Origin of the sequence: Aliihoeflea aestuarii (assembly GCF_024105665.1) — a bacterium.
GTDB classification, from domain to species: domain Bacteria; phylum Pseudomonadota; class Alphaproteobacteria; order Rhizobiales; family Rhizobiaceae; genus Aliihoeflea; species Aliihoeflea aestuarii.
In genome coordinates, this window is record NZ_JAAAMK010000002.1 from 305,510 (window position 1) to 329,766 (window position 24,257).

Sequence of the window (24,257 nt, forward strand, 5' to 3'; positions counted from 1 at the left end):
CTTATGCCGTTGCCGGGCCGCTGGACGGCTCGATATTGACCAGAAACGCCTTGAACTCTGGCGTTTCGATATTCGCATCGCCCACGAACGGGGTCAGAGAATTCGGTCCGTTGCCATTCTTGGCCGCGCCGGTAAAGCCCCAGTGCAGCGGGATGCCGACAATGTGGACGGGTTTGCCGTCGCAGATCAGCGGCTGGATGCGCTTGGTGACGACGGCCTTGGCGTGAACCGACCCGCGCTTCGACCAGACGCGACACCATCCGCCTTTTTCGATGCCTCTTTCGGCCGCGAGTTCTTCCGAAATCTCGACGAAGAATTCCGGCTGGAGAACGGCGTTCACCCAGACATGCTTCGTCCAGTAGTGGAAGTGCTCGGTCAGGCGGTATGAGGTCGCCGCATAGGGGAACTCCGCCGCGTCACCGAACGACTCGCGATCGCTCTCGAAGATTCGCGCCACCGGATTGCCGCGGATCGCCGGAGCGATGACGTTGGCGATTGGCGCTTCGAAAGGCTCGTAATGAACCGGGAACGGCCCGTCGCGCATCATACCCCGCGTGAAGAGTCGCGACTGGCCCTCCGGGTTCATGATGAACGGGCCGACATCGCGCGGATTGGAGGTTGGCGGGATATCCGGCACATCGTAGCCGGCCCACTTCTCCCCGTCCCACTCGATCAGCTTGCGCTCCGGGTCCCACGCCTTGCCGTCGAGATCGGCGGAGGCACGGTTGTAGAGGATGCGCCGGTTCGCCGGCCAGGCGAACGCCCAGTTCAGATAGGCACCTGTGGCGTCCGGGTCGGAATTGTCCCGGCGCGCCATGTTGTTGCCGGCCTGCGTGTAGCAGCCGGAATAGATCCAGCAGCCGGCGGCCGTCGATCCGTCGTCGCGCAGGGCCGCGAAGCCCGGCACCTGTTGTCCAGCCTCGACGGTGACCTTCGTCGGATCGTTGGGATCGCGCAGCGTTTCCACGGCATAGCCGTTGAGCTCGCGAGCAATCTCGTCCGCCGTCGGCTCGCCCGGATCGGCATAGGGCCAATGCAAATTGACCATGGCATCGGGGAATACGCCGCCTTCTTCCTGATAGAGCTGCTTCAGCTTCAGGAATATCTGCGCCATGATCCAGGTGTCGTGCTTGGCCTGTCCGGGCATGTTCTGCGCCGGCCAGTGCCATTGCAGCCAACGCCCGGAATTGACCAGCGCGCCCTCGTCCTCGGCGAAACAGCTCGTGGGAAGCTGGTAGACCTCAGTCTGGATCGAAGCCGAATCCACGTCGTTGAACTCGCCGTGATTCTCCCAGAAACGCGAGGTTTCCGTTTCCAACGGGTCCATGACCACCAGATAGTTCAGCTTCGAGAGCGCCCGCGTGATCTTGGCCCGATCCGGGAACGAGAGCAGCGGGTTGAAGCCCTGGCAGAAATACCCAAACATCTGCCCCTGATCCATCATCTCGAACGCGCGCAGCACGTCGTAGGCCGGCAGATCGAGCTTGGGCAGATAGTCATAGGCGAAGTCGTTTTCCGGCGTCGCGGCCGAGCCCCACATCGCCTTCATGAAGGAAACGAAGAACTTCGGATAATTCTGCCAGTAGCTGACCTGGTTCGGGCGCAGCGGCTTGAAGCCGCGTGAGCTGATATAGGTCGGGTAGTCGACTTCCCGTTCGGTCGGGATGTTCAGGTAGCCCGGGATCAGGTTTGACATCAGCCCGATATCGGTCAGCCCCTGAATGTTGGAATGCCCGCGAAGCGCGTTCATTCCGCCTCCGCGCACGCCGATATTGCCCAGGATAAGCTGAAGCATCGCCATGGAGCGGATGTTCTGCGAACCCTTGGAATGTTGCGTCCAGCCGAGCGCATACATCGACGTCATCGTCTTCGTCGGCGTCGAGCATTCCGAGATCATCTCGGCGATATGCAGGAACTTGTCCTTCGGCGTGCCGCAGATGCGCTCCACCATCTCGGGCGTATAGATCGCGATGTGGTCCTTGAGCATGTTCCAGACGCAGCGTGGATTCTGCAGCGTCTCGTCCATCACGGCATAGCCGTCCTCACCGATCTCGTAGTCCCATGTCGAGCGGTCATATTCGCGCTTTTCCGCGTCGTAACCCGTGAAAAGGCCGTCGGAATAGGCAAACCCCTCCTTGAGAACATAGGCCGCGTTGGTGAATCCGCGCACATAGTCCCACTGCACCTTGTCGTTATCGATGCAGTATTTGATGAGGCCGAGCAGGAAGGCGATGTCCGTGCCCTGCCGGATCGGCGCGTAATAATCCGCAACCGAGGCCGAGCGCGTATAGCGCGGGTCGATAACGATAAGTTTCGCGCCACGGTTGGCTTTCGCCTCCGTGACCCATTTGAAGCCGCACGGATGCGCTTCGGCGGCATTGCCGCCCATGATCACAACCAGATCCGTGTTACGGATATCCGTCCACGAATTCGTCATTGCACCACGACCGAAAGTTGGGCCCAGACTGGACACCGTGGGGCCGTGTCAGACTCTCGCTTGGTTGTCGAAAGCCACCATGCCGGTCGAACGAACGGTCTTATAGGTCAAAAACGCGGTTTCGTTGGTCGTGGCGGAAGCGGCGAGGAAGCCCGTCGTCGTCCAGCGGTTCACCGAAACGCCATCCATATTGCGCTCGATGAAATTGGCGTCGCGATCCGTCTTCATGTGCCGCGCGATGCCTTCGATCGCCTCGTCCCATGAGATTTCCTCGAACTGATCCGAACCGGGGCGACGGACCTTGGGGTTCAAAAGACGCGTATCCGCCTTGATGAAGTCGAGCAGCGCCGCGCCCTTCGGGCACAGCGTGCCGCGATTGGTCGGATGATCGACGTCTCCTTCGAGATGCATGGCCTGCGCCGTGCCCTGCTCCAGGTCACCCTTTGAATAGATGATGACGCCGCACGCCACAGAGCAATATGGACAGGTGTTTCGCGTTTCCGTCGTGCCGGCGAGCTTGTATGCCCGCAAGCCTTCGACGAACGCAGCCTCCGCTTCCGAGAAGCCGAAAGCGCCCAGCGTCGTCGCCGCGACGCCTGCGCCCGCCCCTTTCAGGAAGTTGCGCCGTGAGATTTCCATGTTCATTCGGAGAACCTCCCTCCATATGTTCATTTGCCGCCGATGCGGGATTCATGTGTATTTGGATGCTACAGTCCACCTCAGTCTATGTCAAAGTGTTAAAACATGACAAAGACACTCAACAATAGTACTGCTAAAGTAATGTTTCGCTTGTTTGCTTCCGCAGATACAAATGCGGCATCACAATCAAGTTGCAGAGGGCTCGATACGCTATGTCCAATCAAATATATCGACTGACGAGCCTTGCCCATGGCGGTGGCTGCGGCTGCAAGATCGCGCCCTCCGTCCTTCAGGATATTCTGAGCGGCATGCCTGCCGCCACACCCTATGCGAACCTGCTCGTAGGAGCCGAAACGTCGGACGACGCGGCGGTCTGGGACCTGGACGGACAAACGTCGATTATCGCGACCACGGATTTCTTCATGCCGATGGTGGACGATCCGTACATTTTCGGACGCATTGCGGCCACGAACGCGATCTCGGACATCTACGCGATGGGCGGCACGCCGATCTTCGCGCTTGCGATTGTCGGAATGCCGATCGACAAGATGGACCCGGCGGATATCCGCGCCATCCTCGCGGGCGGGGTCTCGCTTTGCACGGAAGCTGGAATTCCCGTCGCGGGCGGCCATTCGATCGATTGCCCGGAGCCCGTCTATGGCCTCGCCGTCATCGGCACCTGCCCGACCGCGCAGATCAAGCGTAATTCGGTCGCCCGGCCCGGTGACCGCCTCATCCTCACAAAGAGCCTCGGCGTCGGCATCTATTCGGCGGCGATCAAGAAAGACGAGCTCGATGCGGACGCCTATGAGGAAATGATCGCCTCGACGACGCTGCTCAATCGAATCGGGTCGACGCTTGGGGCGAACCCCGCGGTTCACGCCATGACCGACGTTACCGGCTTCGGCATTCTCGGCCATGCGCTGGAAATGGCGCGCGGCGCGGGCGTGACGGTCCGGCTCGATCTTGGCGCCCTGCCCTTTCTGCGCGAAGCTGAGCGGCTTTTGCAGGCCGGCTTCGTTACCGGCGCATCGCACAGGAACTGGAAGAGTTATGGACACGACGTCCGGCTTCCAGGTGGGACCGAGGACTGGCGTCGCCATCTCCTGACCGATCCCCAAACATCGGGCGGATTGCTGATCGCGGTCGATCCATCAAGCGCGGATGGCATCCTGGAAACGATCCGCGACGCCGGCTATCCGGGCGCAGCGATCATTGGAACTGTCGAAGCCGGTGCGCCGTTGGTAGAGGTGACATAAAAGTCATCTCGATTGTGAAACGCAACGAAATCGGCGCCCGCGTGTTTTAGCGTCCACTGACAGGTGGAGGATCGATATGAAATCTTTGCTTATCGGATTGCCGCTGGCTGGAGCCATGATGACGGCATCGCTCGCACTGGCGCAGACGACGCCTCCGGCCGCAGGTCAACCGCCTGCCGAACAGACCGCGCCCGCAACCGGAAATGATGACGGTCCGGCGGCCCAGGATGACGCAGTCCAACCCGAGCGCGGCGATTGCATCGAGCCGGCAGCCGGCGCGGAAGCGTCGGGCTCTACCGACGATATGCAGGCCCGCCTTGGTGCGGACGCCAATTCGGTTAGCGCGCCTGACGCCGAAGAGGCCGCAACCGGAACCGACGCCACGGAAGGCGAGCAGGACTCGGCAAGCCAGTCGTCGGCCGAAACGCAGCCGGTCGCCGGTGAAGACGCAGGTACGGCACCGGGCGGTTCCGGTTCGAGCGGCTGGACGGGCGGACTGGGCGGCTCCGACATCGGCACGAGCCAGGCGGAGGAGCTGGATTCATCGCCTCAGCAAGACCCTCCGGCGGTCGCATCCGGGCTTGATCCGATCAGTGGCGAAACCGCCATCGAAGGCCCTCAGGCACCTCCGCCTGCCGACGATGGCGCGGCGGCTACGCCCACGGCACCGGACGAGGATGAGCAATTGGCCGCAAACTGCTGACGCACCTGATCAATCGCATGTCGTCTCGACAATCGCAGCGCGACCTGTCGCGCAGTGTCCTTGCTTTCATTTTCCGCATAGGCCAGGCAGTCGATTGGATGGCCTGACGTCAGGCTGACTGACGACGAAACGGTTCCATAAAACGCGCCACGATTGCGTTTCGCAGAGTTGCTGAAATGACGACCGACGTCCGGTCAGGAAATCCAGTCCCGGCTGACGGCAGGGCTGGTCATGCTCGCCTGCGCCGCCAGCACGACCTCCGTACGGCTTCTCGCATTCATCTTCTGCATCAGAATGGTCATATAATGCTTGACGGTCTGTTCGCTGATCGCAAGACGCATGCCGATCTCGCTGTTCGTCTTCCCATGCAGAAGGAGCTTGAGAATCTGCTCCTCGCGCAGGCTGAGACGTATATTGGCCGGCTTGCGGCTGGCGATCGAAGCCAGTCGCATCGCATTGATGACCGACATCGCCAGGCTGTGCGTAATGAAGATTTCACCTCTTGCGACGCAGCGAATGGCGTCGATGAGTTGCGCGCCCGTGCTCGTCGACAGGATATAGCCCGCCGCGCCGGCTTCCAGAACCTTGACGGCGCTCGCGACCTGGGTCGAGCCGGTCATGAGTACCAATTTTGATTGACCCGCCGTCTGAATACTTTGACGTATGACGGAATTGTCCTCGCCGGCCAGTCGCCCGCAGATAATCACGACGCAATCATGACTTGCAACCGACGACAGAAAAGACTGGAGATCAGCCAGCGAATTACCTGAACCGACGACTGCCAGATCGGAGCAATCGCCCAACTCAGCTTCCAAACCTCTCAACCGGATAGGTTGATCGTCGAAGAACGCAACACGCGTTGTCATCTGAAGATGCCCCGATCTTTGTCAGATATCCACAATACCCCCACCCGGCGAAGTCGTAAACGGATTATTTACTGCATCAGTTAATCTCAAACTGGTCGGATCGAGATTTTAGGGCATAGTCCGAAGCAGCTAGTTCTCGCAGCCCCTATAAAAACAGTGATATGATTGATACGCCCTGCGATCTTGACGTAGCCTTTTCGAGAATATTTTGTGTTCGACGAATTGTCGGTGTTCGCCGGAACCATACTGCGAAGCTCTGGGCGTGGGCGCGCCTGCTTCAATCTTGATAGAATACCGGCCTCTTGATGGTGCACAAACGAAGATATCGAAAATTTCTATAAACAAAATGATGTACTAAGTGCTGTAATAGGTTATGCTTATTTGCAAGCTTTCGAAATTGTGATCAATCGACCTTGCAAGGGACCGTCATGGCAGGGGATTTCGGGGTGCTTCGTTCCAAAAGCGGTCATCGGAGCCGCACCGAAACGTTGGTCAAAGCCGGCGATCGGCCACATGAAACGAGGTCTCAACTCCAGCAACGGGTGCTGACTGAGATATCGGTCACGTCCGCCTGTCACCCGGATGGTACGATCTACCCCTGCCCGGCCGGGATCGAGGATGACGTTCTCGATGTGCTTTTTAAGGAAAGCCTGCTCGTCGGCACGCCGATCGACGAACTCGTCGTCCGGTCCTTCGATCTGTTGATGAATGAAGACGAGACCGCTTCGAAAGCGCAATTGATACGCATGCGTCAACGACTCCTGATCGCGATGGCCGCGGTCGACGACCGGCTTCGCACAGGCCCGGAGCGACCAAATGGCGGAATGCACTCCTGAGTCTCGTCGAGCCTGGCTGTGCAAATTGCCTTGAAAACGGTGCCGGTCTTTCGTTGCTTAACGAGCAATGCGCGGATTCATTGATTCTGCCATAATTTTTTCATCGCTGGGAACAGTGTCTTAACGGCACCGCATGGCGCGCTCGAGCGGTGATGTGCAGATCGCGTCATGGAGAGAAATCGGCGGTGTTTGGCGGAGGGAGTGGGATTCGAACCCACGGAGACATTGCTGCCTCGCCGGTTTTCAAGACCGGTGCCTTAAACCGCTCGGCCATCCCTCCGAGATTGATTTCGTTAGCTAATCTGGCTTTGTCCTGCCCTGCTACCAGGCCGTTGCTACCATTTTGCTACCGAATGCGGTTCACGCTGTCGGCTTTACCGCTGCTCGGATCATCACGTCAACCTGTTCCGCAGCATCTGCTTGCATTCCGGGCATGACGTGACTGTAGAGGTCCAGCGTAATCCCGATGGTCGAGTGCCCCAAACGCTCGCTAGCGACCTTCGGATGCACGCCGGCCGATAGCATCTGCGAAGCGTGTGTATGCCGCAGATCATGGAAACGGATACGCGGCAGTTCGGTCTTGGTGATTAGGCGCACCCACTCATGCGTCAGCGAACGCGGCTGGATCGGGCTACCGTCGTATTGTGCCACGACGAAGCTGTCGTCATCCGGGCGCAAGCCGAGGCGTAGTTGCTCTTCCGCCTGCCTCGCACGATGCGCCTTCAACTCAGCAAGAACCGTTGTGGATACGGCCACAACGCGCGCCCTGCCCGATTTCGGCTCCTTATACCGGACGCCCTCTTTCGTTTGCTCTGCGCTCTCTACAACGGCGATGCTGCGGCGATTGTCGCCAAGCTCCACATTGCGCCAGCGTAGTGCCAATATCTCCCCTCGCCTCAGCCCGCACATGACAGCCAGCAGTGTCGGCACAAACATGCGCGTCGGTCGCAAGGCCTCAAGGAGCGCGTGCGTCTGCGCTGCGTCATAGGCCAGCATCTTTTTGCGCTCGACTTTGGGCGGCGTCGTGGCCTGTGCCGGGTTCTTCGAAATCCTATCCCACGTCACGGCCTGGCTGAGCGCCTTAATTAGCACCCTGCGCATGTGGTGGACGGTGCGAGGCGATAGACCGCCCTTCCCGTCCCTGCGGCCTTCGGTCAGTGCCTTGGTGAATGCCGCGTCGATCCGATCTGTCTTGAGCTTCGATAGGGTGATGGAACCAATCAGCGGGGCCATGCCCTTCTGCATCAACTCACTGTATCGCTCGTGCGTCTTTGCCGAAACCGATGGCTTGATGAAGGTCAGCCACTCGTCCAAGAACTCGGCAACCGTCTGCTTGCTAGCCTCGACATAATTGCCGGACTTCATCTGCGTGACGAGGCGAGCGCATTCCTCTTCAGCTTTGCGCTTCGAAGTCGTCTTGAATGTGTGCCACTTTCGCCGACGCTTGCCCGTCTCATCGTAGATATCGATGATAATGGCCCATGTGCCTGGGCTGCGCTCGCGAACGTGGCCTTTCATTATCCAAGCTCCCTATATCGGCTTTGGTAATCGCCAATTAATTCGGCGAACTCATCTTCGGACAAGCTCGGTTCCGTCAGTTCAGACGACTTGTGAACTATCATCATCGCCGCCTTGTAAATGTCCCAAGCTACATCGCGAACGCTATCGTAGTGGGTCATCATCGAGACCATGTAATCGGCCAGCATATGCCGCGCTTTTTCCTTGTCCTCGACCGTCGTTAGACGCTCGAAAAAAGCGTTCAGTTCGCTGTCGATGCTATTCACATCTAGAATTTTCTCATTCGCTTCCTGAGCAAAGGCATGCGCTTGGCTGTGCACTCTCAGCCCAATCTCTGCCAATTGCCTGACGGCATCCGAACGGGTCGCAATCCTATTGGCAAACCGCCAATCGTCGATGGCTGTCACCTCATCATCCGACATCATGATCGGTACGCGGTTCTCACGAGGCTTTTTGGCCATCTGGCTAACCTTTCCACAGTTCTGCACACCCACCGATACAAAATCGGCACAAAAAGCACAAGCGGCATTGACCGCGACTCACAAATCAGTTTTGATTAAAAAACGGCACAAGTCGTGCCGCAAACGCTTTTAGGAACACGGAGAGAACATGACCCTTGATGAAGCGCTATCGCGCCCAACTATACCGGTGCCCGTAGCAGGAAGATTATTTTTCGGACTGGCACGTGGTGCTGCATACGACGCAGCAAGATCTGGTGACATTCCGACGATCCGCATAGGCCGTCGCCTCGTCGTTCCGGTGGTTCCACTGGCTGAAAAGCTGGGGCTGCGCGCCACTATCGGAAAGGCAGCGGCATGATGGCTGCTGCTCAAAAGAAAGGCCCGGCAGAGGTTGCACCCTCAATGCCGAGCCGGATGTCCAATCCAGAACCTCCACAGGATCAGAAAATGAACAAGCACAGCAATAACACGGCTGCGGCAGGCGCGGCAATACCACCGTCCGCCAAGGATTATTCGGAAGCCTTTTACGGCTTGGAAGAAGACATCATGCGGATCGCTCGGCATGTCAAACTGGCGAACTATCTGCTTGGCAGCCTTAGCGACCGTCTCGAAAATGAGGATATCAAGCCGGGGCATTTGCAACTGTTGGAGCACGCGTCCTACGCTCTCGATGATGTACACCGCGAGTGCCGCGATCTCGACGCCGCCTATCTCGCCACTTTCAACGACCTCGTAAGTCGCGAGAACGCTGCGCTGGGGATGCGGTCATGAGCAAGCCCAGCACAAGCACGGCTGCGGCCGATGAGGCAAGCGACCGGATGTCATCGATAGCCGCACTTGACTTCGAGGCTTGGCCTGACAGCGGTAAGCTGGAAACGCTTAAATCGTTGCTGGGGGAATGGGACTCGATGCGGTCCATCCTCTACCTCGCTAACTCTTGCATGTACCTTTCAAAGGCCAAGCTGGTTGACGCTTTCGTTAACGAACCAGAAGCGCTGATGAATTTGGTCGATTGCTTGGATGGTCGCACCGAGCAATTGAGAGAGATTGCCAACATGGCTGACGCGGCTCGCTCGCGCCTCCTTATCGCTGCTGCTGCTGCGAGCTTCGTTGATGCCGAGGTGCAGGCATGACCGAGCTTTCCGATGAAGAACTCGAACGCCGCATGCGAGCGAAGTGGGATGTCGGCACGAAGCCGAAGCCCGCGCTCATGTCCGAGAGAGACAGGCAAACCGCCGCCGCGCTCGTCGGTCGCGACAATGTCGATCGCTTTCAGAACATCAGGGAGGGACGCCGGTTTCGACCGGCTCCCGTCCAAGTCCATTACGAGTATTTCGAGGTGCCGGGCAACATCTATGCGCTGGCGCAATACCGCATCGTCCGCGTCGAAAACGGCCGGCAGCAGGATCATCGCTGGGACGCGTTCGAAACGACGATGGAGGACGAGGTAAAGCGGCTCCGCGCGAAAGGCTTCACCGTTCGCCGTGTCTACCTTGGCGACGAGGCACCGCGTCGTGACAGACAGCCGGAAAGCCGCAAGAAGCGCATCCTCGACGGCCTCGCCAACTTCAAGCTGCGGAGGCGCTGATGGCTCGCAGCAAATTCAAACGCAAGGGCAAGGCGAAGTTCATCATGATCGACGCCTACATCATTCGGTCGGCAGCGTGGCAGGCGCTCACGGCGAATGACCGTGCGACGTACCTCGAACTTAAATGGCGATACGACGGATTGAACAACGGTCGTATTGGGCTGGGGGAGCGGGAGCTTGCCGCCTCGCTTCACTTCGGTCGCGATACCGGACGCCGATCCCTGAAGAACCTCGTCGAGAAGGGCTTCGCGGTTAAATCGAAGGCGAGCGGGTTCAATGTCAAAAGCCGCATGGCAACCGAATGGAGGCTGACCGAATACGCCTGCGATGTGACTGGCGAACTGCCGACGAAGGACTTCATGCGGTGGCCCGAAGAAAATCCACAGGCGCATCTCAGGTCCGCACAGGCGCATCTCAGGTCCAGTCAACGCGCCGGAAATGACCGAAAAGGTGCTGACAGGCGCATCTCAAGGCCTGTGAAGGCCAATTCTGATGATCCACAGGCGCATCTCAGGTCCACATATAATACTACCATGGGAGGGACGACCGATGCAGCGTGACGATACTCCGCTCCTGTCGTGGCAGCTACCTTTCGCAGTGATCCCGTTCCCCGCTCTTAAACGGTCAGGGCATGCTCGGAAGATCGCTCAACAGCTATCCAAGGCCAGAACCAATAGGGAAGCCGATTGGATTTTGCATCGTGCCCTATCATCGGCGCACGACCAGATGGTGAAAGCCGGCATATTGTCGTCAGACGCCGATGATGAACTCGGTGACTTCCGATTTCTCATCCATTCCCACTGCATCAGGATCAATGCCCGGTGGGTGCCCGCGCTCGAAGATGATCGAACTAGCGGGGGTGTCGCATGACGATAGAAAGCGAAGGCCGTCAGGCTGACTGGCGTCGAAAACATCCGAAGCGGTATCTGGCGCATGTCGAGGTCGGCAAGGCCCTGAACCGTGGCGATCTGGTCAAAGGCGCTTGCGAGGTCTGCGGTCGCACCGACGCCGAAACGCGGATCGACGGGCATCACGACGATTATTCAAAGCCGCTCGATGTCCGGTGGCTGTGCCGGCGTCACCACATTCTCCTGCACTCGCGCGGCGATGACATGTTCGCAGAAAGGCGGTCGGCATGATGATGAACATTATCCACGTCTTCCGCATGTTTTATCATAGCCGGATGTCTCGGAGGCATCTCGACAGTGCCAATCGGCATATGGCTGCGTTTGACCGACTGATCGCTGCCTATGATGCGAGGCAGCGATGATGACGCTCGTCTACATCGTCATCGCGCTCGTCATCGGCTTCCTGCTCGGAGAGAACCGGGCTGTGAAGTCTGGCAACGCCATACTCGACGAACATCAGCGGCTTGTTCTCGAAGCGTTCAAAGAAGTGGCCACAGACGTGGACATTCGCGACGAGCCGATCCGCCCGCATTTCCATTGAGGTGAGCATGACAAAACAACTGACAGCCAGCGCCTTCGACGCCATGACATCCGCCTTAGGCGGACGTTCGCCTCGAATTATTTGGACGGCATCTGCGATAGCGTCTCGAATTGGCACATCTCCAGACTTCGTTCGAGACAAACTTGCGTATCTTCCTGATACACCTGTGAGGCAAGTAGGTGGTAGGTATTGCGCAATAGAGACAGACCTTATCGATTTCTTTCGAGCAGCAAAGAATTCTGTGGCAGGCAAGTAAAAGTCGTGATACGGGCGATTATTCCCACCGGAGATAATCGAATGCGCATTTTGCTTGCAGCGGCCGCCCTTATGGCGGTCACGACCTCGTCCTATGCCGCATGCTATGGCACCGGCAACTACCAGCGTTGCTCTGACAATTCAGGCAACAGCTATTCTGTTCAGCGCTACGGCAACACCACCAATTTGCGGGGCTACAACAGCAACACCGGCTCGTCGTGGTCACAGAACAGCCAGCATCTTGGCAACAGCACATTCACCAGAGGCTATGACGCCGATGGCAATTCTTGGAATTCCACGACCCAGCGGATTGGCGACAGCTCGTTCACAAGGGGAATGGACTCGGATGGCAATTCCTTCAGCCGTACGTGCAACAGCTTCGGCTGCTTCTGAACGAAACCCACTTTAACCCATTCTTCCAAATAGGGTTTTCTCGCGCGCGCGGGCAAATTGGGCCACATGAAGATGTGGCCCTTTTCCCGTTCTGAGCCTATCGAGACGAAAGCCCCGTCAGGCACGTCCATTCCCGAAGATTGGATGTTCGAGCTATTCGGCGGTGGCGTCGTTGCTGAGTATGCCGTCACCGGCCGGCAGGCGTTCGAAGTCCCTGCCGTCGCCAGCGCCGTCGCGCTTCTTTCCGGCTCCGTCGCCTCCCTCGACATTCTCGTCGAGCGCCGCGATGGCGACAATTGGGTTCAGGACAAGGATCACCATGTCGCTGAGCTTCTGGCTGATCAGCCGAACGACTGGTCTTCGACCTATCAGCTTATCCGCGATCTGGTTGCCACTGCCCTGACGAGCAATGAGGGCGCGGTCGCTCTAGTGAACAAGATCGACGGCAAGCCGATCGAGGTCATTCACTACGCTCCCGGCTCCTACACCATCGATTATTCAACGGACGGACGCCTTGAACCGTCATACCGGATCGGCAACCGTCCGGTCGGCAATTCCGACATCATCCATCTTCGCAGCCCCTTTGAGCGGTGCCCGCTGTCCCTCGCCGCCGGTGCAATCGGCGTAGCGCACAAGCTGGAACGCCACGCCGGCAACCTCTTTGCTCGCGGCGCTCGTCCTTCCGGCATCATCTCCACGCCGAAGGCCATGGGCGACGAGGGCGTCAAGAAGATGCTCAAGGGCTGGCGCGCTGCCCATGAAGGACCGGAGAACAGCGGTCGCACCGCCATCCTGTTCGACAGTGCGACATGGATGCAGACGGTTCTCACCAGCGTCGATGCGCAGTTTCTCGAAACGTGGAAACACGCCATCCTCGAAATCTGCCGTGCGTTCCGCATCCCGCCGCAGCTTCTCTACGACCATGAGCGTGTGACCTGGGCCAATGGCGAACAGGCCGCGAAGGAATGGCTGGCTGGCCTTGAGTTCTGGATGCGTCCGCTTGAAGCAGCTATGCGCCGCGCCTTGTTCTCGGAGGACGAGCGCTATGACTGGCGCATTCGCTTCGACCGCGACGATTTCACCAACGTGGATCTGACGGCCCGCGCGACTGCCGTGTCGTCGCTGATCTCGTCCGAGGTCATCAACCGGAACGAAGCCCGCGACTGGCTGGGCATGGGGCCGCGCACTGGCGGCGACGAGTTCGGCAACCCACACATCAATCCGACGAAACCAGTTCCCGCCGATGGCGGAAGGCAACTTCCTCAAAATGAGGATGTTGAAAGGAAGCCGACCAATGACGCTTGAGGACATCCTTCACAACGTCCGCGATCAGGATCGTGGCAAGGTCTTCGAACTGGTCGATCCCGTCGAGGGCAAGCCAACCGGCATCAAGCTTTGGATCGTCGGTCCCGATAGTGAAACTGCGCACCGCGCCCGCCTGGCGCTCGCTGACGAGCTTGCCGAGGTCGCGGACCCGGAAGGCCGGATCACTGCCGAGCAGCGCGAGCGCGCCCGCCTGAACTGCCTCGCTGCCCACGTCCAGCGCTGGGAAGTTGTCGAGGAAGGCGAGCCGGTTCCTTTCACCACGAAGAACGTCCTTCGCCTGCTTCGCGTCCATTGGGTGCAGGAGCAGGTTGACGGCTTCGCTGCCGACCGCCGCGCACATCGGGGAGACGCCTGATGGAGCAGATAGAGGTCAAGGCCACCGTCACCATCCCGGGCGAAGGCACCATCGCCGGTTATGCATCCCTGTTCGGCGTCCCTGCCGATCTGGTGAACGACATCGTATCGCCCGGAGCGTTCAAATCGTCCCTGAGCGCCAAGCTGCCGAAAATGCTGTCCGAGCACGGTGGCGAGCCTATCGGGCAATGGACGGAAGTTGTCGAGGACGAACTTGGCCTGCGTGTCAAAGGCCGGTTCGATCTCAACAGCAAAGGCGGTCGCGATGCCTATCAGGCCGTGAAATCCGGTCGCAGCAAAGGCCTGTCTATCGGTTTTGTCGCCACGAGGGCACCGCGCGGCCCTGATGGCGTCCGCACCCTCGAAGAGATCGATCTTCGGGAAATCAGCGTCGTGCGCGAACCGGCATCCAGCCGGGCAATCATCCTCAACACGAAGTCGGCACCAGCCGGAAAGGAAACTGACATGGCAGAGATTGCCGAACTCGAAACCAAAATGAAAACTCTCAGCGAGTCGGTCGCTGATGGGCTCCACCACCTGACGGAGCACAAATCTGAAACGTCGAAGCTAACCGATCGCCTCGACAAGCTCGAAGCAAAGGCCAACCGCCCCGCCGCCGATCCAAAGGCGGATAATGGCGAGATCGAAAAGAAGGCGCTTGCATCTTGGGTCCGTGGTGGCGTCCAGTCTCTCGACGAGGACGAAATCAAGTCGCTCCGCGATATCGAGATGAAGACCTTGCGTCTCGGATCCAACCCGGCCGGCGGCTATGTCGTGGCACCGGAATTTTCGACCCGCATCTTGCAGTCGATCTCCGAACTGTCCCCGATGCGTACCATCGCGAACATCATGTCGATCTCGACGACGGAAGTCATCATCCCGAAGCTGGCCACGCATATCCAGCCTGGCTGGGTGACGGAAATCGGCCCCCGACCGACTTCGGAACCGACCTTCGATCAGCAGAAGATTAGCGTTCACGAACAGGCCGTCATTGTCCCTATCTCCCAGCAGCTTCTCGAAGACAGCTTCGTCGATCTCGAAAGCTTCCTGCGCAATCACATCGCCCGCGAGTTCGCCAAGATGGAAGCGGCAAGCTTCGTCGTCGGTGACGGCAACGGCAAGCCGGAGGGATTTCTGAACGATCCCGATATCTACGAGGCGGTTGAGACCGCAGCGGACGGCACCGGCATCGTGGATAGCCTCATCGCTCTCTACTACGCATTGCCGACCGAATATGCGCGCAACGCGGTATGGACGATGAACCGGAAGACCATGGCGATGATCCGTGGCCAGATGGACAACACCCAGCGCATGATCTGGGGCGACAGCCTCGCTACAGGCCAGCCGAACACGCTTCTGGGCCGGCCGATCTACGAAATGGTCGATATGCCCGATCTCGCAGCCGGCAACGTCGCAGCCGCCTTCGGTGACTTCAATGTCGGCTATCAGATCGTGGACCGCATCGGCATCCAGACCATGCGCGACGATTACACCGGCGCTGACAACGGCATCGTGAAGATCCGTGCCCGTCGCCGCGTCGGTGGTGCTCCGGTCATGGAAGAGGCCATCGCGGTCCTCAAGGGGACTGGCGAGTAATGCCCGCCCGCGCTCCGTCCATCTGCTCACACTGCGGCAAGGCGCATGCTTCAGGTGCTCTTTGCAGCAAGGCCATGCAGGCGAGGACGGAGCGCAAGGCAAAGCATGACGCCAAGAGGCCGAATGCTCGCTGCCGTGGCTATGACAGGGAATGGGAAAAGGCACGAGCCGACTATCTCGCTGCCTATCCCTCCTGCCGCCGCTGCGGCTCCAAGGCCAATCTCGTCGATCACATCGAACCGATCCGTAAGGCACCTCATCGCCGTCTGGACCGGACCAATTTCATGTCGCTCTGCACGCCATGTCATTCCGGCTGGAAGCAGGCAAAGGACAAAAGGAACTGAGCCATGCCCTTCTTCGCCACCAATGGCACAAAGGTCTACATCGGCGGCGTGCTGCCCATGAAGGACGATGATTTCGTTGCCGCTGACTTCCCTTCCGAATGGACAGAGGTCAAGGGCGTTGTGTCCCTCGGCACGGTAGGTGACACAGCCGAAGGCATCACGACCGCCCACTTCGGATCGAACCGTAGTCAGACGCTCAAGGGCACCCGCAACGGTGGCACCGCTGAGCTACAGGTTGACGTGGATTATACCGACCCCGGTCAGCTTGCCCTTATCGCCGCAGAGAAGACCATTCACGACTATGCATTCCGTGTCGTCTTCAACGATGCACCAGTTGGTGGCACGCCATCGGAACGCATGTTCGTCGGCAAGGTCATGTCATCGGCCGAAGAGATTGGCGAGGTGAACAACGTCGTCCGCATGAACGCCTCGGTCGCCATCAACTCGAACATCGTCCGCGTCGCACCGACGACAGGCGGTTGATGCCCCAAGGGGGACCGACCAACGGAAGGCCGGGGTGGTCATGAACTTTCGGCCTCTAGCGGGGACCGGCGCGGGGGCAAACGCACAAGCCTTGACTAAAATGGAGTTTGGCCAATGCCGCTCATTCTCGATGACCTGAAAGCTCAGTGCAATGTGACGGACGACGCCGATGATGCGGTTATCGCCCGCTGCCTGCTTGCGGATCATATGCACATCGAGGCCATGCTCGGCAGGCATCTTCATGATGAAGACGAGTTCCCTGGTGGGCTTCCGGCCGACGTCGAGCAAGCCATCCTTATGGTCGGTGCGCACTTCTACGAGAACCGCGAGGCCACGCTGGTGGGTGTGACGGCGCTGCCGCTGCCCATGGGCGTCGAGCAGATCATCGCCAACCACAGGAGCTATACCTTTGGCTGACGATGGCGGTCTTCGCAGGCTTCAAAAGCGGCTACAAGATATTCCTGATGAGGTGGTCCGCGCCGTTCAACCGGCGCTTATTCGGCAGGCAGAGACGATTGCCGGGACGATGAAATCTGCTGCGCCACGTGACACAGGCGATCTGATCGACAGCATTGCCATCACGCCACCGGATAGTTCGACGCCCCCCTATTCGCAGCCGGGCGGTCGCACCGTCGTTCCAGAGACTTCCGTTGCCATCACTGTCGGCAATGCCGATGTCAGATACGCGCATCTCGTCGAGTACGGGACGCAGAAGGCGAACGCTCAACCGTTCTTCTGGCCATCGGTAAGGCTTCATCAGAAGCGCGCCAATGCTTCCATCAAGAACGCTATCCGCCGCGCGGTGAAAAAGGAGTGGGGCAAATGAGCGCCGCCCTTGCCGTTCAGAAAGCTATTCGTGCGCGGTTGTCTTCCACCGTTGGTGTGACATCCCTCGTGCCGGTCGCAAACATCCTCGACAGGAACGCGCTTCCCGCGCCCGATCCCTCCATCATCATCGGTGAAGATCAGGCCGTTGAACATGGCGACATAGCCCGTCGTGGCGAACTGATCTTCTCGACGTTGCATATCTGGAAGCGCGAGCTTGGCCTGACAGGCGCCAAGGCCATCGCCAGCGCGATCCGAACCGCCATCCATGCCGAGCGCCTGCATGATGCAGGTGGCTACCATATTGCCGATTGTCGCGTGTCCTCCATGCGTTTCCTTCGCGACCCTGATGGCGAAACCGCTCACGGCATCGTCACCATCGAAACGCTCGTGATGGAGGTCGCATGAGAGCCGGCGAACTCGACAGAACCATCGTCATCGAAAGCTATGTGCGCGGTGAGCCGGATGAATGGGGCATCCCGCATGAGGGCTGGGAACCGTTCGCCACGGTGCGCGTGAAAATCATGCAATCCAGCACCGAGGAATTCCTGCGATCCTATGGCGAGACGGCAGAAGCCGCGATCATCTTTCGCATCCGCTGGATCGACGATCTGACGACCATGCGCCGCGTCACCTATGAGGGCGTCCAGTTCAATATCCGCGAGATCAAGGAAATCGGCCGTCGCAAGGGGCTGGATATTCGCTGCGTCGGGAGGGCGTCATGAAGGGCACCAAGCCGAAGCTGGTCATCTCGAACGAGGCCGTGACGAAGACGCCCGCGCCGCCGTCCTGGCTGTCTGTGGACGCTAAGAAGGAATGGCGTCGGATCATGCCGACTGTCGTCAGGCGGCGCATCCTGACGACCGCCGATCTCGGCAGCGTTGAGAACTATTGCATCTGCATCGGCACCGCACGCGAGGCCGAACGGCATCTGCAAAAGCATGGCCATGTCTACGAGGCGTTCAAGGATACCGAGGACGGCCCCGTCTGCATCGGCATGAAGCGCAACCCGTCATCGCTGGTGCTGAAAGACGCCATTGCCGCCAGCCGCCAGCTTGCCGCCGAACTTGGCCTGACGCCGGTTTCGCGGTCCCGCCCATCCATTCGAGAGGACGATGACGACGATGGTCTTAATCCGCTCGACATCTCCTGAAGGCATTGCCATGACGGCAACACCTCAAAGGTATGTGTATGACACACGCACCTTGAAGGTATGGCCATCATGACCACACCTTCGACATTCCCCGCGTGGGTCTACGATGACTCGGACATTCCCGATCCGTTCGGCTATGGCGAGCGCGCGGTGAAGTTCCTGCGTGCGCTCCGGCATCCGAAGTCCATCCTTCCCGGCAAGGGCTTCCAGCTTGATCCGTGGCAGGAGCGCATCGTCCGCCGCATCTACGGGCCGCGCCACGACGACGGCACCCGCATCGTAAAGACGGTGGTGTTGCTACTGCCTCGCGGCAACCGGAAGACCTCTCTGTCGTCTGCCCTATCCATGCTGCACGTCATCGGGCCGGAGCGCGAACCTGCTGGCGAGTGCATATTCGCGGCGGCAGACAGGAAGCAGGCAGGCATCGCCTTCAAGGAAGCGGTCGGCATCGTGCGGGAGGACAAGCGCCTTGTCGCTGCCACCCGCGTCTACGACGCCCACAACAGCGCGAAGAAGATCACCTATCCGAAAGAGGCGTCCTATCTGGAAGTCATCTCCGGCGATGCTGGCCCGCAGCATGGTCGCACGCCGTCATTCGTCCTCGCTGACGAAATCCACATCTGGCCAAACCGCTGGCTATGGGAAGCGCTGACGACCGGCCTCGACAAGACCGATAATCCGCTTCTGATCATTGCGACAACAGCGGGGCGCGGTGACGACAATCTTGCGCACGAGGTTATCGACGATGCCCGCAAGGTTGCGCGTGGCGAGGTAGATGATCCTTCCATCTTGCCTATCCTGTTCGAAGCGCCGCGCGATGCCGACTGGAAGGACGAAGAGGTCTGGCACCTCGTCAATCCCGGCCTCAAGCACGGCTATCCATCGCTCGATGGCTTCCGCCGCCATGCCAAACGCGCCGAACGCAGCGTCGGTGAGCGCCAGTCCCTCAAGCAACTAAAGCTGAATATCTGGCTGGATGCGGCGACTGATCCATTCGTTGACATGGATATCTATGATGTGGGCCGCAGGGACTTCGATCCGGAAGACCTCAAAAGCGAACCGTGCTGGATCGGCGTTGACTTGTCCTCAACCGTGGACCTGTCCGTCATCGTGGCGTGCTGGCGCACCGCAGACGGCTATTTCGTCAAGCCGTGGTTCTTCTGCCCCGAAGATACGATTTCGACGCGTGAGGACGCATCCGGTGGCTCCTACCTCGAATGGGCGGAGAATGGTCTGATCACAGCCACCGAGGGTACCGTGATCGATTACCAGGCCATTGAAAACAAGATCATCGAGCTTTGCGAGGACTTCGATGTCCGCGAGGTCGCCTTTGATCCGTTCATGGCGCGCCAGGTGCAGCCGAAGCTTCTGGAAATGGGCCTGCCCGCCGTGGACATGCGGCAGGTGCCGTCGCTCATGATGCCTGCCTTCCACGAACTTGAGCGCGCAATTCTCGGCAGCGAGTTCATGCACGGCGCATGGAAATGGGCCTGCCCGCCGTGGACATGCGGCAGGTGCCGTCGCTCATGATGCCTGCCTTCCACGAACTTGAGCGCGCAATTCTCGGCAGCGAGTTCATGCACGGCGCAAATCCGGTCCTGCGTCACTGCTTCGCGAACGTCGTCGTGAAGCGCAACGATCAGGGCCACGTCGCCAAGTTCACCAAGTCCCGGCAATGGCTGTCGATCGATGGCGCGGTAGCTGCCGCGATGGCTGTCTCGCGCTGCCAGTCGGGAGATAGCGGCAAATCCAGCTACGACAGTTTCAACGGCGATATAGAGGAATGGGCTTATGTCTGAGAGCGCGGAACGCCTCGTTGTGCTGCTGGAAGCGCGCGTTCGCGACTTCGAGCGCAACATGCAGCGCGCCAGTGGACAGGCGGGAACATCCTTCAACCGTATGCGCCGCGACAGCAGGTCTGCCACGCAGCAGATGGAACGCGACATGCTGCGCTCCACAACGAGGATCAATCAGGCGCTTGCCTCCACCTCTACGCAGATAGGCGTTTTGGCCCGGTCCTTCGCAGCAGGCTTTGCGGGCGGTGTCTTTGCTGGTGGCCTTGCCGGTGCACAGCGCGCCGTTCGCAGCATCGTTTCGGAATTGTCCGAGATGGGCAAGGAGATCGATCGCGTCGGCCTTTCGGCCAAGGTGTTTCAGGAACTCAAATTCGGCTTCGGAGAGGCGGGTGTCGAAGCATCCGAGTTCACGACCGGCATGGAGCAGTTCAATCGCCGGATCGGTGAGGCTGCAACGCGCGGTGGCAGGCTTGCCGAGATATTCAAAGCCAACGGCATCGCCTTGCGCGACCAGGCCGGAAATATCCGTTCGAATGAGGCGCTGCTTCGCGACTACGCCAACCTCGTCAAGAATGCCGGTTCCGAGCAGGAGCGGATGACGCTCGCCACAGAAGCGTTCGGGCGCGGTGGTGCAGCCTTCGTTCTGGCGCTTCGTAACGGTGCTGACGGCTTCGACGACATGGCAGAGGCAGCGGCAAACGCGGGCGGTGTGATCGACGAGGAACTGATCCGCAAGGCCGAAGAACTGGACGACCGATGGGCGGCGTCGTGGCGCAACTTCGAGGTAAACGCCAAGTCCGCGATCATGAATGTGATCTCCACGCTCGACAACATGAGCGATCACCTTGAGACCATCTATCGATGGATGAACGACATCGGCAACTCATCGTTCTTCCGGTGGCTGCTCACAAAAATGGACGACGCCGGCCTGATCACCATCGATCTGAACTATGGCAATATCGGTGCGATGGATGCTGCCGACGACCTGGCAGCGATGCAAAAGCGGGTCTCCGATCTATCGCAGCACGTCGAACACCTACTGCATATCGGTGAAGATGCTGCCGCTGCCGAGCAGCAGCTTGCCGAAGCCCGCGCCCGTCTCAATGCTGCGGTGCGTGCCATCACTTCGGGCGGATCGGGTGATACCGTCCTGCCTTCCATCACCGTTTCGGGCGATGATCCTCCAAAGACGAAGATCCCCGGATCGGGTGGCCGCTCTGGTGGTGGTGCCCGCAACAGCGCCGCATCTGCTGCGCTTCGTGAGGCTGAAGCGGTCCAGAACCTTATCGATAGCCTGACACATGAACTCAGCCTGATCGGCATGTCCGACGCGGAAAAGGCCGAGGCGAACGCGCTCAGGCAGGCTGGTGCGGCGGCAACGGACGAACAGCGCCAGCAGATCGAAATGCTGGTGCAGGCCATCCACGACGAGACCGAAGCGCTCAAGGCATCTGAAGCGGCCCAGCGCAATCGTACGCAGGCCATGAGCAACATGTTCCAGATGGGCGAAGAAGCGCTTCTCGCCATGCTGGACAACAGCCAGAAGGCAGAGGACGCGATCAAACGCCTCGTCATCCAGTTAGCGCTTGCGGCGGCTCAGGCCGCGCTTCTCGGCACAGGCCCGCTTGCGGGATTGTTCGGCGGCGCTGCCGGCGGTGGCAGCATCTTGGGCGGGATAGGGAAAATCTTTGGCTTTTCGGAGGGCACCGCAAACACAGGGGGCGCACGTGGGGAGCCTCGTGGCATCGTCCACGGTCAGGAGGCCGTCATACCCCTACCGAACAACAGAAAGGTGCCCGTCCATATAGAGGGCGGTGCAAGTGCAGGTGGTGGCGAAACCCGCGTGAAGGTGGATGTTGGTGTCAGCGTCGACAAGAACGGCAATCTCCAAGCCTTCGTCCGCGACGTGTCGGAGGAGACTGCCGGCACATTGGTCCGTCAGGGCATCGGTGAGTACCGGCGCGGCATGGTGCAGGACGACATGGACGCCTTCCTGCGCGATCCGAGGGGGCGGTAATGAAGCTTCTTGCAAACGCGCTGCGGCGTCATCTTCAGGGCGCGGTAGTCCGAATATTCCCGAAGCCGGTCGCGATCTGTGGGAGATATTCGCTGACCTCTGCGGAACCCGCACCTATCACGCCGCAGGCCCCAACCCGATCAGCTACGCGGAAATCCAGAGCTACGCACAAGTTAACCGCTGGCCTTTGAAGCCGCATCATGTCGCGACGATCCGGGCGCTCGATGCGGTCTGGATCGAACATGTCATGATCCGTTCGCAGGCGAAAGACGCTAGGTCGCAGTCGCCATCTTCAATGCAGGGCATCAACCCGGCTGCGTTCGATGCGGTGTTCGGATGAGCAAGCGACGGAAGCACAAGACGGATTTCGGCAAGGGCTGGCGCGCTGGTTACAGCGAGTATCGATACGGAACGTCGAAGCCTATCACGCTGGCGAATGTCATGAGGCCCGCGCCCATCTTCCGAGGGGAGAAGAAGAAGCACGTCATCCAGCAAACTATGGATGCGATGCGCGATTGGCGGATGTCGCCGTTCGAAGAGGAAGGGACGATGATTGCTGGCTTGCGCAGCGGCCTTTGTCTCGATGGCTACGGCTGGAGCCGTTCAGATCAGCAGGCGCGGGAAATCGTTTCGGAAGCGCTTCGATTGCTGGGAGCCAAACGGCCGACCTGGGAACAGGGGCAGCCAGACTATGTGGAGCCACATGAAAACTGCAAGGTATGTGGCGGGCCACTGGATGAAGAGGCGCTTTCATACCGTGATCGATTTTGCTCGGCAGAATGCGCACGTATTGCGATGGAGAAGCGGACCTTCTGGCAAACGTCGCGAGACAGCGCCCTATATCGTCGCGCGGTACAGCTAGTCCGTATTTCTCGAAAGCCGGTTCGCGAATGTCAGCAATGTGGCAAGAGCTTCCGGCAGCGTGGCGAGAACGGGCAAGCCAAGTTCTGTTCGTCGGACTGCTACGCGGATCACAAGCGAGAGAGAGCACCGTCTTTCAAAAGCAATTGCGCTTTCTGCTGGACGCCATTCACGTCGAAACAGCCGGCAATGTTCTGTTCCCCAACGTGCAAGACCCAGGCCCACCGCGTTCAAAGCGGACGGATCAAGCGCCTCTCACCGCCCGTCTTCGACTACGTGTTTGCAATGGCGGCTTAGGAGTTCATTGTTGCCAAGATCCCTATGGCAGTGACGATGACGGTCACGGAAACGGCAATGGCAGAGACTTTTGTCCAATATGCTGCCTTTTCCGCCGCGACTGCCGCGCGCTCTGAGGCTTGCGCCGCAGTAATATCTGCTAGCGCAGCTCTGCGCTGCAACTCCGCAGTATACCAGACTGCCACGGGCTTGCCGGCTTGAACGCCGCCGAAACGTTCAAGAAGCTCATCCAACGACATCCCTGCCATTGTCCGAATTCTAAATTCATCACTCATTCTGCACCAAGCCGCAAATGTCGCCTACCGCGTCAATATGACATCAACGCTTTGACCGTTTGAAACAGTGACTACCTGGGTTAGGTCGCCGCCCTGCTGCCAGTCACCAGCCATCCAAGTCACTCTCGTGATAAGGTAGTATTGGCCATCTGGAATGCCGGAGAAAGTGAAGCGTCCTTCGCCGTTCGCCTGTGTCATCTTGGAATAGTCGCGAAGTCGTTGATCGCCGTTTTCGAACTGAACGTTGCCGTACGTGTTGCCCGCTGCCGCAAAAATCTCGCGCGTGTAAGACGTGTACGGCAGGAGCAGAACCGGACTGCCGGCGGCATACACAACGATGCCATCATTCCGACGCATGAAGGCTTGGCCAGCAACCGTCGCCCTGCCTGCTTGAACGGCATACGCATGCTCAGCAGGATTGAACGGCGTAGTGATATTGACGGATTGCACACAGCCCGAAAGGGCAACCGCAAGAGCGGCTACAATTGCAAACTTCATGATATTCCCCCGGTGTCCCTTTCTCACG

Annotated in this window: 33 protein-coding genes and 1 tRNA gene; 26 read left to right on the forward strand and 8 right to left on the reverse strand. The window is 59.3% G+C overall.

What is annotated here, in order from left to right; translation table 11 throughout:
• Position 1: 1 nt before the first annotated feature.
• Entirely contained in the window at positions 2-3,082 is a 3,081-nt protein-coding gene (fdnG, locus tag GTW25_RS05825) for a formate dehydrogenase-N subunit alpha (protein ID WP_252911017.1), read from the reverse strand.
• A 206-nt stretch (positions 3,083-3,288) separates the two neighbouring features.
• Here fdnG and selD point away from each other — a divergent pair, with 206 nt between their 5' ends.
• On the forward strand, positions 3,289-4,335 hold the full coding sequence (gene selD / locus GTW25_RS05830; protein WP_252911018.1) for a selenide, water dikinase SelD: 1,047 nt from the start codon (positions 3,289-3,291) through the stop codon (positions 4,333-4,335).
• 76 nt (positions 4,336-4,411) lie between these two features.
• Positions 4,412-5,038: a hypothetical protein gene (locus GTW25_RS05835; protein WP_252911019.1), complete on the forward strand. Its 627-nt coding sequence runs from the start codon at positions 4,412-4,414 to the stop codon at positions 5,036-5,038.
• Positions 5,039-5,232: 194 nt separating this feature from the next.
• Here the strand turns inward: GTW25_RS05835 and GTW25_RS05840 are convergent, their stop codons facing one another.
• The 5 genes from GTW25_RS05840 to GTW25_RS05860 all read right to left on the reverse strand — a co-directional run bounded on the left by GTW25_RS05840 (position 5,233) and on the right by GTW25_RS05860 (position 8,719).
• The gene (locus tag GTW25_RS05840) at positions 5,233-5,658 is read right to left on the reverse strand and encodes a LuxR C-terminal-related transcriptional regulator (RefSeq protein WP_252911020.1); all 426 of its coding nucleotides are present in this window, start codon (positions 5,656-5,658) and stop codon (positions 5,233-5,235) included.
• Positions 5,659-6,281: 623 nt separating this feature from the next.
• Positions 6,282-6,734 carry a hypothetical protein gene (locus tag GTW25_RS05845; protein ID WP_252911021.1) on the reverse strand — a complete coding sequence of 151 codons (453 nt, stop codon included), beginning with the start codon at positions 6,732-6,734 and terminating at the stop codon, positions 6,282-6,284.
• A gap of 196 nt (positions 6,735-6,930) precedes the next feature.
• A tRNA-Ser gene (locus tag GTW25_RS05850) sits at positions 6,931-7,020 on the reverse strand.
• An 80-nt stretch (positions 7,021-7,100) separates the two neighbouring features.
• A complete protein-coding gene (locus tag GTW25_RS05855; protein WP_252911022.1) occupies positions 7,101-8,258 on the reverse strand; it encodes a site-specific integrase in 1,158 nt (385 codons plus the stop codon).
• On the reverse strand, positions 8,258-8,719 hold the full coding sequence (locus GTW25_RS05860; protein ID WP_252911023.1) for a hypothetical protein: 462 nt from the start codon (positions 8,717-8,719) through the stop codon (positions 8,258-8,260). Before GTW25_RS05860 ends, GTW25_RS05855 begins: the two co-directional genes overlap by 1 nt.
• Before the next feature lie 148 nt (positions 8,720-8,867).
• Between GTW25_RS05860 and GTW25_RS05865 the strand changes: the two genes are divergently transcribed.
• The 24 genes from GTW25_RS05865 to GTW25_RS05970 all read left to right on the forward strand — a co-directional run bounded on the left by GTW25_RS05865 (position 8,868) and on the right by GTW25_RS05970 (position 23,456).
• The gene (locus GTW25_RS05865) at positions 8,868-9,077 is read left to right on the forward strand and encodes a DNA-binding protein (protein ID WP_252911024.1); all 210 of its coding nucleotides are present in this window, start codon (positions 8,868-8,870) and stop codon (positions 9,075-9,077) included.
• Positions 9,074-9,490, forward strand: a complete 417-nt coding sequence (locus GTW25_RS05870) for a hypothetical protein (RefSeq protein ID WP_252911025.1) — start codon at positions 9,074-9,076, stop codon at positions 9,488-9,490. The genes GTW25_RS05865 and GTW25_RS05870 overlap by 4 nt, the downstream gene beginning before the upstream one ends.
• Entirely contained in the window at positions 9,487-9,852 is a 366-nt protein-coding gene (locus GTW25_RS05875; RefSeq protein WP_252911026.1) for a hypothetical protein, read from the forward strand. The genes GTW25_RS05870 and GTW25_RS05875 overlap by 4 nt, the downstream gene beginning before the upstream one ends.
• Entirely contained in the window at positions 9,849-10,307 is a 459-nt protein-coding gene (locus GTW25_RS05880) for a hypothetical protein (protein ID WP_252911027.1), read from the forward strand. Before GTW25_RS05875 ends, GTW25_RS05880 begins: the two co-directional genes overlap by 4 nt.
• Positions 10,307-10,867: a helix-turn-helix domain-containing protein gene (locus tag GTW25_RS05885; RefSeq protein ID WP_252911028.1), complete on the forward strand. Its 561-nt coding sequence runs from the start codon at positions 10,307-10,309 to the stop codon at positions 10,865-10,867. Before GTW25_RS05880 ends, GTW25_RS05885 begins: the two co-directional genes overlap by 1 nt.
• Positions 10,857-11,177: a DUF6074 family protein gene (locus GTW25_RS20655; RefSeq protein WP_372493061.1), complete on the forward strand. Its 321-nt coding sequence runs from the start codon at positions 10,857-10,859 to the stop codon at positions 11,175-11,177. Before GTW25_RS05885 ends, GTW25_RS20655 begins: the two co-directional genes overlap by 11 nt.
• Positions 11,174-11,446, forward strand: coding sequence for a hypothetical protein (locus GTW25_RS05890; protein WP_252911029.1), 273 nt, complete (start codon positions 11,174-11,176; stop codon positions 11,444-11,446). Before GTW25_RS20655 ends, GTW25_RS05890 begins: the two co-directional genes overlap by 4 nt.
• A 127-nt stretch (positions 11,447-11,573) precedes the next feature.
• Entirely contained in the window at positions 11,574-11,756 is a 183-nt protein-coding gene (locus GTW25_RS05895; RefSeq protein WP_252911030.1) for a hypothetical protein, read from the forward strand.
• Positions 11,757-12,053: 297 nt separating this feature from the next.
• Positions 12,054-12,404 carry a hypothetical protein gene (locus tag GTW25_RS05900; RefSeq protein WP_252911031.1) on the forward strand — a complete coding sequence of 117 codons (351 nt, stop codon included), beginning with the start codon at positions 12,054-12,056 and terminating at the stop codon, positions 12,402-12,404.
• Positions 12,405-12,548: 144 nt separating this feature from the next.
• Complete coding sequence (locus GTW25_RS05905; protein ID WP_252911032.1) at positions 12,549-13,709, forward strand: phage portal protein; 1,161 nt, start codon at positions 12,549-12,551, stop codon at positions 13,707-13,709.
• Positions 13,699-14,085: a hypothetical protein gene (locus tag GTW25_RS05910; RefSeq protein ID WP_252911033.1), complete on the forward strand. Its 387-nt coding sequence runs from the start codon at positions 13,699-13,701 to the stop codon at positions 14,083-14,085. Before GTW25_RS05905 ends, GTW25_RS05910 begins: the two co-directional genes overlap by 11 nt.
• A complete protein-coding gene (locus tag GTW25_RS05915) occupies positions 14,085-15,680 on the forward strand; it encodes a phage major capsid protein (protein ID WP_252911034.1) in 1,596 nt (531 codons plus the stop codon). Before GTW25_RS05910 ends, GTW25_RS05915 begins: the two co-directional genes overlap by 1 nt.
• Positions 15,681-15,754: 74 nt before the next feature.
• Entirely contained in the window at positions 15,755-16,024 is a 270-nt protein-coding gene (locus GTW25_RS05920; protein WP_252911035.1) for an HNH endonuclease, read from the forward strand.
• Positions 16,025-16,027: 3 nt separating this feature from the next.
• On the forward strand, positions 16,028-16,507 hold the full coding sequence (locus tag GTW25_RS05925; protein WP_252911036.1) for a hypothetical protein: 480 nt from the start codon (positions 16,028-16,030) through the stop codon (positions 16,505-16,507).
• Positions 16,508-16,621: 114 nt separating this feature from the next.
• Positions 16,622-16,924 carry a head-tail connector protein gene (locus GTW25_RS05930; RefSeq protein ID WP_252911037.1) on the forward strand — a complete coding sequence of 101 codons (303 nt, stop codon included), beginning with the start codon at positions 16,622-16,624 and terminating at the stop codon, positions 16,922-16,924.
• Positions 16,917-17,333, forward strand: coding sequence for an HK97-gp10 family putative phage morphogenesis protein (locus GTW25_RS05935; RefSeq protein WP_252911038.1), 417 nt, complete (start codon positions 16,917-16,919; stop codon positions 17,331-17,333). The genes GTW25_RS05930 and GTW25_RS05935 overlap by 8 nt, the downstream gene beginning before the upstream one ends.
• Positions 17,330-17,740 (forward strand): DUF3168 domain-containing protein, encoded by a 411-nt coding sequence (locus GTW25_RS05940; RefSeq protein WP_252911039.1) that lies wholly within the window; start codon positions 17,330-17,332, stop codon positions 17,738-17,740. The genes GTW25_RS05935 and GTW25_RS05940 overlap by 4 nt, the downstream gene beginning before the upstream one ends.
• A complete protein-coding gene (locus tag GTW25_RS05945) occupies positions 17,737-18,057 on the forward strand; it encodes a phage head closure protein (protein WP_252911040.1) in 321 nt (106 codons plus the stop codon). Before GTW25_RS05940 ends, GTW25_RS05945 begins: the two co-directional genes overlap by 4 nt.
• Complete coding sequence (locus GTW25_RS05950; protein ID WP_252911041.1) at positions 18,054-18,485, forward strand: phage terminase small subunit P27 family; 432 nt, start codon at positions 18,054-18,056, stop codon at positions 18,483-18,485. The genes GTW25_RS05945 and GTW25_RS05950 overlap by 4 nt, the downstream gene beginning before the upstream one ends.
• A 69-nt stretch (positions 18,486-18,554) precedes the next feature.
• Positions 18,555-20,015: a terminase large subunit gene (locus tag GTW25_RS05955; protein WP_252911042.1), complete on the forward strand. Its 1,461-nt coding sequence runs from the start codon at positions 18,555-18,557 to the stop codon at positions 20,013-20,015.
• Positions 20,012-20,284, forward strand: a complete 273-nt coding sequence (locus GTW25_RS05960; RefSeq protein ID WP_252911043.1) for a hypothetical protein — start codon at positions 20,012-20,014, stop codon at positions 20,282-20,284. The genes GTW25_RS05955 and GTW25_RS05960 overlap by 4 nt, the downstream gene beginning before the upstream one ends.
• On the forward strand, positions 20,277-22,298 hold the full coding sequence (locus tag GTW25_RS05965; protein ID WP_252911044.1) for a hypothetical protein: 2,022 nt from the start codon (positions 20,277-20,279) through the stop codon (positions 22,296-22,298). The genes GTW25_RS05960 and GTW25_RS05965 overlap by 8 nt, the downstream gene beginning before the upstream one ends.
• Positions 22,231-22,638, forward strand: a complete 408-nt coding sequence (locus GTW25_RS20745) for a phage tail assembly chaperone (protein ID WP_443592393.1) — start codon at positions 22,231-22,233, stop codon at positions 22,636-22,638. The genes GTW25_RS05965 and GTW25_RS20745 overlap by 68 nt, the downstream gene beginning before the upstream one ends.
• Entirely contained in the window at positions 22,635-23,456 is an 822-nt protein-coding gene (locus GTW25_RS05970; protein ID WP_252911045.1) for a hypothetical protein, read from the forward strand. The genes GTW25_RS20745 and GTW25_RS05970 overlap by 4 nt, the downstream gene beginning before the upstream one ends.
• Here GTW25_RS05970 and GTW25_RS05975 read toward each other — a convergent pair.
• Positions 23,453-23,731, reverse strand: coding sequence for a hypothetical protein (locus GTW25_RS05975; protein ID WP_252911046.1), 279 nt, complete (start codon positions 23,729-23,731; stop codon positions 23,453-23,455). The genes GTW25_RS05970 and GTW25_RS05975 overlap by 4 nt on opposite strands.
• 24 nt (positions 23,732-23,755) lie before the next feature.
• On the reverse strand, positions 23,756-24,229 hold the full coding sequence (locus tag GTW25_RS05980; protein ID WP_252911047.1) for a hypothetical protein: 474 nt from the start codon (positions 24,227-24,229) through the stop codon (positions 23,756-23,758).
• Between the last annotated feature and the right edge of the window lie 28 nt (positions 24,230-24,257).

Excerpts from the sequence above, each read along its gene's own strand:
- GTW25_RS05975 (WP_252911046.1), bottom strand. The coding sequence starts at position 23,731 with ATGAGTGATGAATTTAGAATTCGGACAATGGCAGGGATGTCGTTGGAT.
- GTW25_RS05980 (WP_252911047.1), bottom strand. The coding sequence starts at position 24,229 with ATGAAGTTTGCAATTGTAGCCGCTCTTGCGGTTGCCCTTTCGGGCTGT.
- GTW25_RS05870 (WP_252911025.1), top strand. The coding sequence starts at position 9,074 with ATGATGGCTGCTGCTCAAAAGAAAGGCCCGGCAGAGGTTGCACCCTCA.
- GTW25_RS05880 (WP_252911027.1), top strand. The coding sequence starts at position 9,849 with ATGACCGAGCTTTCCGATGAAGAACTCGAACGCCGCATGCGAGCGAAG.
- GTW25_RS05945 (WP_252911040.1), top strand. The coding sequence starts at position 17,737 with ATGAGAGCCGGCGAACTCGACAGAACCATCGTCATCGAAAGCTATGTG.
- GTW25_RS05930 (WP_252911037.1), top strand. The coding sequence starts at position 16,622 with ATGCCGCTCATTCTCGATGACCTGAAAGCTCAGTGCAATGTGACGGAC.
- GTW25_RS20655 (WP_372493061.1), top strand. The coding sequence starts at position 10,857 with ATGCAGCGTGACGATACTCCGCTCCTGTCGTGGCAGCTACCTTTCGCA.
- GTW25_RS05925 (WP_252911036.1), top strand. The coding sequence starts at position 16,028 with ATGCCCTTCTTCGCCACCAATGGCACAAAGGTCTACATCGGCGGCGTG.
- GTW25_RS05860 (WP_252911023.1), bottom strand. The coding sequence starts at position 8,719 with ATGGCCAAAAAGCCTCGTGAGAACCGCGTACCGATCATGATGTCGGAT.
- GTW25_RS05960 (WP_252911043.1), top strand. The coding sequence starts at position 20,012 with ATGATGCCTGCCTTCCACGAACTTGAGCGCGCAATTCTCGGCAGCGAG.
- GTW25_RS05865 (WP_252911024.1), top strand. The coding sequence starts at position 8,868 with ATGACCCTTGATGAAGCGCTATCGCGCCCAACTATACCGGTGCCCGTA.
- GTW25_RS05940 (WP_252911039.1), top strand. The coding sequence starts at position 17,330 with ATGAGCGCCGCCCTTGCCGTTCAGAAAGCTATTCGTGCGCGGTTGTCT.
- GTW25_RS05970 (WP_252911045.1), top strand. The coding sequence starts at position 22,635 with ATGAGCAAGCGACGGAAGCACAAGACGGATTTCGGCAAGGGCTGGCGC.
- GTW25_RS05915 (WP_252911034.1), top strand. The coding sequence starts at position 14,085 with ATGGAGCAGATAGAGGTCAAGGCCACCGTCACCATCCCGGGCGAAGGC.
- GTW25_RS05955 (WP_252911042.1), top strand. The coding sequence starts at position 18,555 with ATGACCACACCTTCGACATTCCCCGCGTGGGTCTACGATGACTCGGAC.
- selD (WP_252911018.1), top strand. The coding sequence starts at position 3,289 with ATGTCCAATCAAATATATCGACTGACGAGCCTTGCCCATGGCGGTGGC.
- GTW25_RS05905 (WP_252911032.1), top strand. The coding sequence starts at position 12,549 with ATGTTCGAGCTATTCGGCGGTGGCGTCGTTGCTGAGTATGCCGTCACC.
- GTW25_RS05855 (WP_252911022.1), bottom strand. The coding sequence starts at position 8,258 with ATGAAAGGCCACGTTCGCGAGCGCAGCCCAGGCACATGGGCCATTATC.
- GTW25_RS05885 (WP_252911028.1), top strand. The coding sequence starts at position 10,307 with ATGGCTCGCAGCAAATTCAAACGCAAGGGCAAGGCGAAGTTCATCATG.
- GTW25_RS05920 (WP_252911035.1), top strand. The coding sequence starts at position 15,755 with ATGCAGGCGAGGACGGAGCGCAAGGCAAAGCATGACGCCAAGAGGCCG.
- GTW25_RS05965 (WP_252911044.1), top strand. The coding sequence starts at position 20,277 with ATGTCTGAGAGCGCGGAACGCCTCGTTGTGCTGCTGGAAGCGCGCGTT.
- GTW25_RS05895 (WP_252911030.1), top strand. The coding sequence starts at position 11,574 with ATGATGACGCTCGTCTACATCGTCATCGCGCTCGTCATCGGCTTCCTG.
- GTW25_RS05900 (WP_252911031.1), top strand. The coding sequence starts at position 12,054 with ATGCGCATTTTGCTTGCAGCGGCCGCCCTTATGGCGGTCACGACCTCG.
- GTW25_RS05840 (WP_252911020.1), bottom strand. The coding sequence starts at position 5,658 with ATGACCGGCTCGACCCAGGTCGCGAGCGCCGTCAAGGTTCTGGAAGCC.
- GTW25_RS05875 (WP_252911026.1), top strand. The coding sequence starts at position 9,487 with ATGAGCAAGCCCAGCACAAGCACGGCTGCGGCCGATGAGGCAAGCGAC.
- GTW25_RS05890 (WP_252911029.1), top strand. The coding sequence starts at position 11,174 with ATGACGATAGAAAGCGAAGGCCGTCAGGCTGACTGGCGTCGAAAACAT.
- GTW25_RS05835 (WP_252911019.1), top strand. The coding sequence starts at position 4,412 with ATGAAATCTTTGCTTATCGGATTGCCGCTGGCTGGAGCCATGATGACG.
- GTW25_RS05910 (WP_252911033.1), top strand. The coding sequence starts at position 13,699 with ATGACGCTTGAGGACATCCTTCACAACGTCCGCGATCAGGATCGTGGC.
- GTW25_RS05950 (WP_252911041.1), top strand. The coding sequence starts at position 18,054 with ATGAAGGGCACCAAGCCGAAGCTGGTCATCTCGAACGAGGCCGTGACG.